11 protein-coding genes are annotated in these 12926 nt (G+C 52.7%); 7 read left to right on the top strand and 4 right to left on the bottom strand.

The genetic code is table 11. The features are described from left to right. Window positions 1-24: 24 nt before the first annotated feature. Window positions 25-570 (bottom strand): oligoribonuclease, encoded by a 546-nt coding sequence (gene orn, locus QUE34_RS25180; protein WP_001295188.1) that lies wholly within the window; start codon window positions 568-570, stop codon window positions 25-27. Between the two features lie 94 nt (window positions 571-664). On the opposite strand from orn, the gene rsgA reads away from it, so the two are divergent. The 3 genes from rsgA (at window position 665) to mscM (ending at window position 6127) form a co-directional block, all read left to right on the top strand. Next, complete coding sequence (rsgA, locus tag QUE34_RS25175; RefSeq protein WP_000041975.1) at window positions 665-1717, top strand: small ribosomal subunit biogenesis GTPase RsgA; 1053 nt, start codon at window positions 665-667, stop codon at window positions 1715-1717. A gap of 96 nt (window positions 1718-1813) precedes the next feature. After that, window positions 1814-2782, top strand: coding sequence for an archaetidylserine decarboxylase (asd, locus tag QUE34_RS25170; protein WP_032185738.1), 969 nt, complete (start codon window positions 1814-1816; stop codon window positions 2780-2782). 21 nt (window positions 2783-2803) lie between these two features. Then, window positions 2804-6127 (top strand): miniconductance mechanosensitive channel MscM, encoded by a 3324-nt coding sequence (mscM, locus tag QUE34_RS25165; RefSeq protein WP_001236835.1) that lies wholly within the window; start codon window positions 2804-2806, stop codon window positions 6125-6127. A gap of 30 nt (window positions 6128-6157) precedes the next feature. Here the strand turns inward: mscM and QUE34_RS25160 are convergent, their stop codons facing one another. The 3 genes from QUE34_RS25160 to epmA form a co-directional block, all read right to left on the bottom strand. Continuing rightward, the gene (locus tag QUE34_RS25160) at window positions 6158-6472 is read right to left on the bottom strand and encodes a YjeO family protein (protein ID WP_001276175.1); all 315 of its coding nucleotides are present in this window, start codon (window positions 6470-6472) and stop codon (window positions 6158-6160) included. 97 nt (window positions 6473-6569) lie between these two features. After that, the gene (yjeM, locus tag QUE34_RS25155) at window positions 6570-8072 is read right to left on the bottom strand and encodes a glutamate/gamma-aminobutyrate family transporter YjeM (RefSeq protein WP_032304352.1); all 1503 of its coding nucleotides are present in this window, start codon (window positions 8070-8072) and stop codon (window positions 6570-6572) included. Window positions 8073-8290: 218 nt separating this feature from the next. Continuing rightward, a complete protein-coding gene (epmA, locus tag QUE34_RS25150; RefSeq protein ID WP_000004771.1) occupies window positions 8291-9268 on the bottom strand; it encodes an elongation factor P--(R)-beta-lysine ligase in 978 nt (325 codons plus the stop codon). Between the two features lie 324 nt (window positions 9269-9592). On the opposite strand from epmA, the gene frdA reads away from it, so the two are divergent. Genes frdA through frdD form a run of 4 tightly spaced genes read left to right on the top strand, consistent with a single transcriptional unit; the run spans window position 9593 to window position 12904 of the window. Next, on the top strand, window positions 9593-11401 hold the full coding sequence (frdA, locus tag QUE34_RS25145; RefSeq protein WP_001192973.1) for a fumarate reductase (quinol) flavoprotein subunit: 1809 nt from the start codon (window positions 9593-9595) through the stop codon (window positions 11399-11401). Then, a complete protein-coding gene (gene frdB / locus QUE34_RS25140) occupies window positions 11394-12128 on the top strand; it encodes a fumarate reductase iron-sulfur protein (RefSeq protein WP_000829498.1) in 735 nt (244 codons plus the stop codon). The genes frdA and frdB overlap by 8 nt, the downstream gene beginning before the upstream one ends. A gap of 10 nt (window positions 12129-12138) precedes the next feature. After that, on the top strand, window positions 12139-12534 hold the full coding sequence (gene frdC / locus QUE34_RS25135) for a fumarate reductase subunit FrdC (RefSeq protein ID WP_000208754.1): 396 nt from the start codon (window positions 12139-12141) through the stop codon (window positions 12532-12534). Window positions 12535-12544: 10 nt separating this feature from the next. Next, on the top strand, window positions 12545-12904 hold the full coding sequence (gene frdD / locus QUE34_RS25130) for a fumarate reductase subunit FrdD (RefSeq protein ID WP_000609663.1): 360 nt from the start codon (window positions 12545-12547) through the stop codon (window positions 12902-12904). Window positions 12905-12926: the final 22 nt, after the last annotated feature.

Genomic DNA, 12926 nt, shown 5'->3' with positions numbered 1-12926 from the left:
GCGCTTACGTGACCAGGAAAAATTTTACAGCTTGATAAAATGCTCGCGGTAGTAAGCCAGTTCTGCCACCGACTCACGGATATCATCCATCGCCTGATGCGTCCCCTGCTTGGTAAAACCATCAAGAATTTCCGGCTTCCAGCGGCGCGCCAGCTCTTTCAGTGTGCTGACATCCAGATAACGGTAGTGGAAGTAGGCTTCCAGCTCCGGCATGTATTTAAACAGGAAGCGACGATCCTGGCCGATGCTGTTACCGCAAATCGGCGATTTTCCCGCAGGCACCCACTGTTTTAAGAATTCGAGCGTTGCCAGTTCAGCTTCACGATCGCCCATTGTGCTCGCTTTCACGCGCTCCACCAGCCCGCTGGCGGTATGGGTGCGCACGTTCCAGTCATCCATCAGCGCCAGCTGTTCATCAGACTGGTGTACTGCAATGGTCGGCCCTTCTGCCAGAATATTCAGGTTGGCATCGGTCACCAGCGTGGCAATCTCAATAATGCGATCGCGCTCGGGATCCAGACCGGTCATCTCAAGATCGATCCAAATCAGGTTGTTTTCATTGGCACTCATGCTATTTTCCACCCATTCACAGTGACTATATTGATCCACAATTGCGTGTATCATAGATGTTTTGCCCATCAGGGGCGACCAGGAGTCAGTACGATTGAGTAAAAATAAACTCTCCAAAGGCCAGCAGCGCCGCGTGAACGCCAATCACCAGCGTCGTCTTAAAACGTCTAAGGAGAAGCCCGACTACGACGACAATCTGTTTGGCGAGCCTGATGAAGGTATCGTCATCAGCCGCTTTGGTATGCACGCTGATGTGGAATCCGCCGATGGCGACGTTCACCGCTGCAATATTCGCCGTACCATCCGTTCGCTGGTGACCGGCGATCGCGTAGTCTGGCGTCCGGGTAAACCGGCGGCGGAAGGCGTAAATGTCAAAGGGATCGTGGAAGCGGTGCATGAGCGCACCTCAGTGTTGACGCGCCCGGATTTCTACGACGGTGTGAAACCCATTGCTGCCAACATCGACCAGATTGTTATTGTCTCCGCCATTTTGCCGGAGCTGTCGCTCAATATTATCGACCGTTACCTGGTGGCCTGCGAAACCTTGCAGATTGAGCCGATTATTGTGCTCAACAAGATAGACCTGCTGGACGACGAAGGCATGGAATTCGTCAACGAGCAGATGGATATCTACCGCAATATCGGTTATCGCGTATTGATGGTTTCCAGTCATACTCAGGATGGACTGAAACCGCTGGAAGAGGCGTTGACCGGGCGCATCAGTATTTTTGCCGGGCAGTCTGGCGTCGGCAAATCCAGCCTGCTGAACGCGTTGCTGGGGCTGCAAAAAGAGATCCTGACCAACGACGTCTCGGATAACTCGGGGCTTGGTCAGCACACCACGACTGCCGCGCGGCTGTATCACTTCCCGCACGGCGGTGATGTGATTGATTCCCCAGGTGTGCGTGAGTTTGGTCTCTGGCATCTGGATCCGGAACAAATTACTCGGGGTTTTGTCGAATTCCATGACTACTTAGGTCTGTGTAAATATCGCGATTGCAAACACGATACCGATCCGGGCTGCGCTATCCGGGAAGCAGTTGAGGAAGGGAAAATCGCGGAAACCCGTTTCGAAAACTATCACCGTATTCTGGAAAGCATGGCGCAGGTAAAAACGCGTAAAAACTTTTCTGATACGGATGACTGACAATTAAGCTAACCGTCGTTAGAATCGTCCCCTTTTTTTCAGGATCCGGCATGTAGGCCGGATCAGGAACGACAAAACAATGGCCTGGAGGCTACCTTGTTAAATTCATTTAAACTTTCGCTACAGTACATTCTGCCGAAATTATGGCTTACTCGCCTGGCGGGTTGGGGCGCAAGCAAGCGGGCAGGATGGCTGACAAAACTGGTTATCGATCTGTTCGTTAAATACTACAAGGTCGACATGAAAGAGGCGCAAAAGCCGGACACCGCCAGCTACCGCACCTTTAACGAATTCTTTGTCCGTCCGCTGCGTGACGAAGTACGCCCAATCGATACCGATCCGAATGTACTGGTCATGCCTGCCGATGGCGTTATCAGCCAGTTAGGTAAAATCGAAGAAGATAAAATCCTGCAAGCTAAAGGCCACAACTACAGCCTCGAAGCTCTGCTGGCAGGTAACTATCTGATGGCGGATCTTTTCCGTAACGGTACGTTTGTGACCACTTACCTCTCCCCGCGTGACTACCACCGCGTACACATGCCGTGCAACGGTATTCTGCGTGAGATGATCTATGTGCCGGGCGATCTCTTCTCCGTTAACCATCTCACCGCTCAGAACGTGCCGAATCTGTTTGCCCGTAACGAACGCGTGATCTGCCTGTTCGATACCGAATTTGGCCCGATGGCACAGATTCTGGTCGGGGCGACGATTGTTGGCAGCATTGAAACTGTCTGGGCGGGCACCATTACGCCGCCGCGCGAAGGCATCATCAAGCGCTGGACCTGGCCTGCCGGAGAAAACGACGGTTCTGTGGCGCTGCTGAAAGGCCAGGAAATGGGTCGCTTTAAACTCGGCTCTACCGTTATCAACCTGTTTGCACCGGGTAAAGTTAATCTGGTTGAGCAACTGGAAAGCCTGTCTGTCACGAAAATTGGTCAGCCGCTGGCAGTATCTACCGAAACCTTTGTTGCGCCAGACGCAGAACCTGCCCCGCTTCCTGCCGAAGAGATCGAGGCAGAACACGACGCCAGCCCATTGGTTGACGACAAAAAAGACCAGGTCTAATCCATCAAAGGAAACGCTGACGTGCGCCTGATTATCACTTTTCTGATGGCCTGGTGCCTCAGTTGGGGGGCGTACGCCGCGACGGCCCCCGATAGTAAACAAATCACCCAGGAACTGGAGCAGGCAAAAGCGGCGAAACCCGCGCAGCCGGAAGTCGTAGAGGCACTCCAGTCCGCCTTAAATGCGCTTGAGGAACGAAAAGGTTCCCTTGAGCGCATCAAGCAATATCAAGAAGTCATTGATAATTACCCGAAACTTTCCGCTACTCTGCGCGCGCAATTAAACAACATGCGTGACGAGCCGCGCAGCGTATCGCCGGGAATGTCTACCGACGCGCTGAATCAGGAAATTCTCCAGGTCAGCAGTCAGTTACTGGATAAGAGCCGTCAGGCCCAGCAAGAGCAGGAGCGCGCCCGCGAGATTGCCGATTCGCTGAATCAACTGCCGCAACAGCAAACTGACGCCCGCCGCCAGTTGAATGAAATCGAGCGCCGCCTTGGAACGCTTACCGGCAATACCCCGCTTAATCAGGCGCAAAATTTTGCTTTGCAGTCTGACTCTGCGCGACTGAAGGCGCTCGTTGATGAACTGGAACTGGCACAGCTGTCTGCCAATAACAGGCAAGAATTAGCGCGTTTACGCTCAGAGCTGGCGGAAAAAGAGAGCCAGCAGCTGGATGCATATTTGCAGGCCTTGCGTAATCAGTTGAACAGCCAACGTCAGCTTGAGGCGGAGCGGGCGCTGGAAAGCACCGAACTTCTGGCGGAAAACAGTGCCGATTTGCCGAAAGATATCGTCGCGCAATTCAAAATTAACCGCGAGCTGTCGGCGGCGTTGAATCAACAGGCGCAGCGGATGGATCTCGTTGCCTCGCAACAGCGTCAGGCTGCCAGCCAGACGTTACAGGTCCGGCAGGCGTTGAATACGCTGCGTGAACAATCACAATGGCTGGGATCGTCCAACCTACTCGGTGAAGCGTTGCGGGCGCAGGTGGCACGGCTGCCGGAAATGCCAAAACCACAACAGCTTGATACCGAAATGGCGCAGTTGCGTGTGCAACGGTTACGTTATGAGGATCTGCTCAATAAACAGCCGCTGCTACGGCAAATCCATCAGGCAGACGGTCAGCCGCTGACCGCCGAGCAAAACCGTATTCTGGAAGCACAGCTGCGCACTCAGCGTGAGTTGCTGAACTCATTGTTGCAGGGTGGCGACACGTTACTGCTGGAGCTGACCAAGCTGAAAGTCTCCAACGGGCAACTGGAAGATGCGCTGAAAGAAGTGAATGAAGCGACGCACCGCTACCTGTTCTGGACTTCTGACGTGCGCCCGATGACCATCGCCTGGCCGCTGGAGATCGCTCAGGATCTGCGTCGTCTCATTTCGCTGGACACCTTCAGTCAGTTGGGCAAAGCCAGCGTAATGATGCTGACCAGCAAAGAGACGATTTTGCCGCTGTTTGGCGCGTTGATTCTGGTCGGTTGCAGTATTTACTCACGCCGCTATTTCACCCGTTTTCTTGAACGTTCGGCGGCGAAAGTCGGCAAAGTGACTCAGGATCACTTCTGGCTGACGTTGCGCACCCTTTTCTGGTCGATTCTCGTCGCCTCGCCGCTACCGGTGCTGTGGATGACGCTGGGTTACGGCTTGCGCGAGGCGTGGCCTTATCCGCTGGCGGTCGCAATTGGTGATGGCGTAACGGCCACCGTACCGCTGCTGTGGGTAGTGATGATTTGCGCCACCTTTGCCCGTCCGAACGGCTTGTTTATCGCTCATTTCGGCTGGCCACGCGAACGGGTTTCCCGTGGGATGCGTTACTACCTGATGAGCATCGGGCTTATTGTGCCGCTGATTATGGCGCTGATGATGTTCGATAACCTCGACGACCGTGAATTCTCCGGTTCGCTGGGACGGCTTTGTTTTATCCTCATTTGCGGTGCACTGGCGGTGGTCACCCTCAGCCTGAAAAAGGCCGGGATTCCGTTGTATCTCAACAAAGAAGGCAGCGGCGACAACATTACCAACCATATGCTGTGGAACATGATGATTGGCGCGCCGTTGGTAGCCATTCTGGCGTCGGCGGTGGGTTATCTGGCAACGGCGCAGGCACTGTTAGCAAGGCTTGAAACCTCAGTTGCCATCTGGTTCCTACTATTAGTGGTTTATCACGTTATCCGCCGCTGGATGCTGATCCAACGCCGCAGGCTGGCGTTTGACCGGGCGAAGCATCGCCGGGCAGAGATGTTAGCGCAGCGTGCGCGTGGCGAAGAGGAAGCGCATCATCACAGTAGCCCGGAAGGGGCAATTGAAGTCGATGAAAGTGAAGTCGATCTCGATGCTATCAGTGCACAATCCTTGCGGCTGGTGCGCTCAATCCTGATGTTGATCGCCCTACTTTCAGTCATTGTGCTGTGGTCAGAAATCCATTCCGCTTTCGGCTTCCTCGAAAATATTTCGCTGTGGGATGTCACTTCCACGGTACAGGGCGTGGAAAGCCTGGAGCCGATTACCCTCGGTGCGGTGCTAATTGCCATTCTGGTGTTTATCATCACCACGCAGCTGGTGCGCAACCTGCCCGCGCTGCTGGAACTGGCGATTTTGCAGCACCTCGATTTAACGCCGGGCACTGGTTACGCCATCACCACCATCACCAAATATCTGCTGATGCTGATTGGCGGGCTGGTCGGCTTCTCAATGATTGGTATTGAGTGGTCGAAATTGCAGTGGCTGGTCGCCGCGCTCGGTGTTGGTCTGGGCTTTGGTTTGCAGGAAATTTTCGCCAACTTTATCTCTGGCCTGATCATCCTGTTCGAAAAACCGATTCGTATTGGCGATACGGTGACGATCCGCGATCTCACCGGTAGCGTGACGAAAATTAACACCCGCGCCACCACCATCAGCGACTGGGACCGTAAAGAGATAATCGTGCCAAACAAGGCGTTTATTACCGAGCAGTTTATCAACTGGTCGCTCTCTGACTCGGTCACGCGCGTGGTGTTGACGATTCCGGCCCCAGCCGATGCCAACAGTGAAGAAGTGACGGAAATCCTGCTAACCGCAGCGCGTCGCTGCTCGCTGGTGATCGATAACCCAGCACCGGAAGTCTTCCTGGTGGATCTACAACAGGGGATTCAGATTTTCGAGCTGCGTATTTACGCCGCTGAGATGGGTCACCGCATGCCACTACGCCATGAGATTCACCAGCTGATTCTGGCAGGATTCCATGCCCACGGTATTGATATGCCATTCCCGCCCTTCCAGATGCGTCTGGAAAGCCTCAACGGTAAACAAACGGGGAGAACATTAACTTCTGCGGGCAAAGGTCGTCAGGCGGGAAGTTTGTAAGGTCTTTGTGGCCGGATGAACCCATCCGGCTCACAAGCAAAACTGATAGCGCAGAAAAAACTGCCACAACCAGTAGCCGAAAATAGCCAGCGCGGTGGCGTACATAAACCAGCCGCGTTTTTTTCGCCACAAAGCGAACCAGAGAAAAGGGAAAAAGAGCGGTAACGTCATTATCACACCGACATCGCGAGTATCGTCATCTTCGAGATACATCAAAACATCACAGACGTTGTTAATCCCGCGTCCATCAATCATCCACTCTTTGTCCAGCGCGGAGGTAATGGTTATCCAGAGGAACGCCACAATGAACCAGATGCAGCACAAGACAAACATGCGCGCACTCATGAGATAATCGGTCGCTTAATTTCGCTATAGCGCATACGAAATCCCGCTAATTCCCTGTCATTGCGCCCTATCGTCAGGCAGACGATAGGGCATCGGGTTATTCCACCGCCCACTGCGGATTTTTTGCCACTCTGCTGCAATAGTTCTGGTAAATCGCCATCGCTAACAGCGAGAAGAAGACAGGGCCGCCAATCATCCACAATGTGCTGTCCCAGTCTCCGGCTTCAACCACAGGTTGAATGATGGTGAAGACGTTCGCAAATGTCACCACCAGTACGACAACCACCGTCGCAATCATTGCCGACATACGCGTTTTGAAAATCACAAACGGTCTGTCGAGATCCTGACGTGCTTTAAAGAATGGGAAAGCCAGCGCGAGGAACAAGTAAGGAAGCGTCATAGACACGTTCGCCATCAGCGTCAGCTTGTTAAAGAACGCCGATGCGGTACCGCCACCAAACGAAACCAGCAGGATGAAGATAGTAACCAGCCCACACTGCATCCACATGGCGATAGACGGCATCCCCATCGCATTCAGGCGCGTCATCGGTTCTGGCCACAACGCTTTCGGCGTCCCCTGGATGATGGCTTTCAGCGGTGAATAGCAAAGCGTAAAGAACGCACCGGTATAAGCGAGGAACATCGAAAGTCCGGTAATACGCGCAAACCATACGCCCAGCGACAATGACGCTTCAGGTGACAAATGCAGTGCGTTACCCAGCGTCATCCCGAGGCTCTTCATCAGCACATAGGTAATATTGCCAAGGTTAACGGAACCATTACTTAATACCTGCTGCCAGTTTGTGCTGACGCCCCATAAAAATATTGCCAGCGAATAACCGATTGAAATAACAATAGCGGCAAAAACAATACCTTTGGCAAAGTTCTTTTCTGGATTTTCCGTTTTATCGACCAGACCACCCACCGCTTCAATTCCGCCATAGGCAAAAATGGCAAATACCACAAACGATAGCATCGCCAGACCGGATTGATATCCAGGGTTCGGTGATGTCAGGAAATTAATATCCTGCGCGAAATGCCCACCATTTAATAACAAAATAGTAATGCTTACTAACAGTAATACTAAATTCAGGCACATTACTGCAATACCGCCCACCGCAGTAATGCGGGCAATTTTATTAATCCCTTTTGAAGCAACGACGGTGACCAGAATCATCCATGCCACTGCCAGCAGACCAACCACCTGCGTAGGTTCCAGTCCGGCAATACGCCAGTGCTGGGTCATGTCGCTACCGTAGAGAAATGTTGAGAACGGTACCCAAACTTTCGCGGAGGTGCTCACCATCCAGATGATATAAGAGGAAAACCACATAAACGTACCAATGAAGGCAAAACGGGGTCCGACACTATTATTCATCCAGGAATAGATACCGCCTTCTTCTTTGCGATACGCAGCGCCCATTTCAGCCATCATTAAGGCGAATGGAATAAAGAATAACAATGCAGAAAATATATAAAAGGGAATCGCACTATAACCCATTAAGTAATAAGCCGATGGGCTATTGGCAAATCCAAATACGGAAGTAAAGATCATCAATATGAGTCCTATCAGACTCATCTTTTTTATCGTGTGAGGCATGAAACCATCCTTCATTTCAGCGCGTGTATAAAACGCGCCCACTGAACTGCACCGCCCAACATTGAGCGGGCAGCGTAAAAACCAATACAGAATTGATACCTGGATGATATCAAATATCCAGTCTTAAATTGTGGCCTTTAGCGGAAAAATGAAAACATATGCTACAGAATGGCGCTCATCACGCCATTCTTCGCTGTTAATTCAGTAATTTTTCAGAATTATGCCCGGTCAACGCTAAAGGCGATGACTTCAGCCAGTGTCTCCGCGCCCAGCGCCAACATCACCAGACGATCAACGCCTAATGCCACGCCGGAACAGTCAGGCATACCGACTTTCAAGGCTTCAATAAGATTCTGGTCAATGGGGTGCTGCGGCAAACCGCGCGCCGCGCGCTTACGGTTATCTTGTTCAAAACGTTGTTGCTGCTCACGGGCATCCGTCAATTCATGGAAACCATTCGCCAGCTCAATACCTTTATAATAAACCTCAAAGCGTTCAGCGACCCGATGATCTTCGGTACTGATTTGCGCCAGTGATGCCTGGCTGGCCGGAAAGTGGTACACAAAGGTCGGTTTTTCTTTGCCAATATTTGGCTCTACGCCAAAGGTAAACAGCAGTTGTAGCAGCGTGTCGCGGTCTTCTTCGGTATCGGCAACGTTGCTCAAATCCAGTTTCGCTGCCACTTCCCGCAGTTGCGTTTTGTCGGCAGAGAGCGGGTCAATTTCCAGATAACGCAAGAAAGCTTGTTGATAAGAAAGACTTTCTGCTGCCGGGCAGTCCAGCACCTGTTGCAAGAGATCGTCCACCTCGTTCATCAACCGGTACATATCATAGTGCGGTCGATACCACTCCAGCATAGTGAATTCAGGGTTGTGATAACGCCCCATCTCTTCATTACGGAAGCTGCGACACAGCTGGAAAACCGGCCCACAACCGGCAACCAGCAGGCGTTTCATATGGTATTCCGGGCTGGTCATTAACCAGAGATTCATCCCCTGCGAATGCCCGGGGCCAACGAAACGCGTCTCAAACGGGACCAAATGAATATCGGTTACCGTCGCCTGGCTCATACAAGGCGTCTCCACCTCCAGCACTCCACGATCGGCAAAGAAACGACGGATCTCCGCCATAATCGCCGCGCGTTTTAATAAGTTAGGAATGGATGCGCTCGGCTGCCAGGATGCCGTTTCGCTCATAGTTAAATCTCCATTTTTTGACAAGGGCACGAAGTCTACTCGCAACGCGGCGGCGAGACAAATTTTACGCAGGTATCAATCAACGGTGGGCGGTGACTAAAAAAAGCACGATCTGATGGTTTAGTAATTAAATTAATCATCTTCAGTGATAATTTAGCCCTCTTGCGCACTAAAAAAATCGATCTCGTCAAATTTCAGACTTATCCATCAGACTATACTGTTGTACCTATAAAGGAGCAGTGGAATAGCGTTCGCAGACCGTAACTTTCAGGCACTTACCCTGAAGTACGGGGCTGTGGGATAAAAACAATCTGGAGGAATGTCGTGCAAACCTTTCAAGCCGATCTTGCCATTGTAGGCGCCGGTGGCGCGGGATTACGTGCTGCAATTGCTGCCGCGCAGGCAAATCCAAATGCAAAAATCGCACTAATCTCAAAAGTATACCCTATGCGTAGCCATACCGTTGCTGCAGAAGGGGGCTCCGCCGCTGTCGCGCAGGATCATGACAGCTTCGAATATCACTTTCACGATACAGTAGCGGGTGGCGACTGGTTGTGTGAGCAGGATGTCGTGGATTATTTCGTCCACCACTGCCCAACCGAAATGACCCAACTGGAACTGTGGGGATGCCCATGGAGCCGTCGCCCGGATGGTAGCGTCAACGTACGTCGCTTCGGCGGCATGAAAATCGAGCGTACCTGGTTCGCCGCCGATAAGACCGGCTTCCATATGCTGCACACGCTGTTCCAGACCTCTCTGCAATTCCCGCAGATCCAGCGTTTTGACGAGCACTTCGTACTGGATATTCTGGTTGATGATGGTCATGTTCGCGGCCTGGTGGCAATGAACATGATGGAAGGCACGCTGGTGCAGATCCGCGCTAACGCGGTCGTTATGGCTACCGGCGGTGCGGGTCGCGTTTATCGTTACAACACCAACGGCGGTATCGTTACCGGTGACGGTATGGGTATGGCGCTAAGCCACGGCGTTCCGCTGCGTGACATGGAATTCGTTCAGTATCACCCAACCGGTCTGCCAGGTTCCGGTATCTTGATGACCGAAGGCTGCCGCGGTGAAGGCGGTATTCTGGTCAACAAAAATGGCTACCGTTATCTGCAAGATTACGGCATGGGCCCGGAAACTCCGCTGGGCGAGCCGAAAAACAAATATATGGAACTGGGTCCACGCGACAAAGTTTCTCAGGCCTTCTGGCACGAATGGCGTAAAGGCAACACCATCTCCACGCCGCGTGGCGATGTGGTTTATCTCGACCTGCGTCACCTCGGCGAGAAAAAACTGCATGAACGTCTGCCGTTCATCTGCGAACTGGCGAAAGCGTACGTTGGCGTCGATCCGGTTAAAGAACCGATTCCAGTACGTCCGACCGCACACTACACCATGGGCGGTATCGAAACCGATCAGAACTGTGAAACCCGCATTAAAGGTCTGTTCGCCGTGGGTGAATGTTCCTCTGTTGGTCTGCACGGTGCAAACCGTCTGGGCTCCAACTCGCTGGCGGAACTGGTGGTCTTCGGTCGTCTGGCCGGTGAACAAGCGACAGAACGTGCAGCAACTGCCGGTAATGGCAACGAAGCGGCAATTGAAGCGCAGGCTGCTGGCGTTGAACAACGTCTGAAAGATCTGGTTAACCAGGATGGCGGCGAAAACTGGGCGAAGATCCGCGACGAAATGGGCCTGGCAATGGAAGAAGGTTGCGGTATCTACCGTACGCCGGAACTGATGCAGAAAACCATCGACAAGCTGGCTGAGCTGCAGGAACGCTTCAAGCGCGTGCGCATCACCGACACCTCCAGCGTGTTCAACACCGACCTGCTCTACACCATTGAACTGGGTCACGGTCTGAACGTTGCTGAATGTATGGCGCACTCCGCAATGGCACGTAAAGAGTCCCGCGGCGCGCACCAGCGTCTGGACGAAGGTTGCACCGAGCGTGACGACGTCAACTTCCTCAAACACACCCTCGCCTTCCGCGATGCTGATGGCACTACTCGCCTGGAGTACAGCGACGTGAAGATTACTACGCTGCCGCCAGCTAAACGCGTTTACGGTGGCGAAGCGGATGCAGCCGATAAGGCGGAAGCAGCCAATAAGAAGGAGAAGGCGAATGGCTGAGATGAAAAACCTGAAAATTGAGGTGGTGCGCTATAACCCGGAAGTCGATACCGCACCGCATAGCGCATTCTATGAAGTGCCTTATGACGCAACTACCTCATTACTGGATGCGCTGGGCTATATCAAAGACAACCTGGCACCGGACCTGAGCTACCGCTGGTCCTGCCGTATGGCGATTTGTGGTTCCTGCGGCATGATGGTTAACAACGTGCCAAAACTGGCATGCAAAACCTTCCTGCGTGACTACACCGACGGTATGAAGGTTGAAGCGTTAGCTAACTTCCCGATTGAACGCGATCTGGTGGTCGATATGACTCACTTTATCGAAAGTCTGGAAGCGATCAAACCGTACATCATCGGCAACTCCCGCACTGCGGATCAGGGTACTAACATCCAGACCCCGGCGCAGATGGCGAAGTATCACCAGTTCTCCGGTTGCATCAACTGTGGTCTGTGCTACGCCGCGTGCCCGCAGTTTGGCCTGAACCCAGAGTTCATCGGTCCGGCTGCCATTACGCTGGCGCATCGTTATAACGAAGATAGCCGCGACCACGGTAAGAAGGAGCGTATGGCGCAGTTGAACAGCCAGAATGGCGTATGGAGCTGTACTTTCGTGGGCTACTGCTCCGAAGTCTGCCCGAAACACGTCGATCCGGCTGCGGCCATTCAGCAGGGCAAAGTAGAAAGTTCGAAAGACTTTCTTATCGCGACCCTGAAACCACGCTAAGGAGTGCAACATGACGACTAAACGTAAACCGTATGTACGGCCAATGACGTCCACCTGGTGGAAAAAGTTGCCGTTTTATCGCTTTTACATGCTGCGCGAAGGCACGGCAGTTCCGGCTGTGTGGTTCAGCATTGAACTGATTTTCGGGCTGTTTGCCCTGAAAAATGGCCCGGAAGCCTGGGCAGGATTCGTCGACTTTTTACAAAACCCGGTTATCATGATCATTAACTTGATCACTCTGGCAGCAGCTCTGCTGCACACCAAAACCTGGTTTGAGCTGGCACCGAAAGCGGCCAATATCATTGTAAAAGACGAAAAAATGGGACCAGAGCCAATTATCAAAAGTCTCTGGGCGGTAACCGTGGTTGCCACCATCGTAATCCTGTTTGTTGCCCTGTACTGGTAAGGAGCCTGAGATGATTAATCCAAATCCAAAGCGTTCTGACGAACCGGTATTCTGGGGCCTCTTCGGGGCCGGTGGTATGTGGAGCGCCATCATTGCGCCGGTGATGATCCTGCTGGTGGGTATTCTGCTGCCGCTGGGGCTGTTTCCGGGTGATGCGCTGAGCTACGAGCGCGTTCTGGCGTTCGCGCAAAGCTTCATTGGTCGCGTATTCCTGTTCCTGATGATCGTTCTGCCACTGTGGTGTGGTTTACACCGTATGCACCACGCGATGCACGATCTGAAAATCCACGTACCTGCGGGCAAATGGGTTTTCTACGGTCTGGCTGCTATCCTGACAGTTGTCACACTGATTGGTGTCGTTACAATCTAACGCATCGCCAATGTAAATCCGG

It is taken from the genome of Escherichia sp. KS167_9B (assembly GCF_030295215.1).
Lineage (GTDB): Bacteria > Pseudomonadota > Gammaproteobacteria > Enterobacterales > Enterobacteriaceae > Escherichia > Escherichia coli_F.
This window is presented reverse-complemented; position numbering and strand designations above follow the sequence as displayed.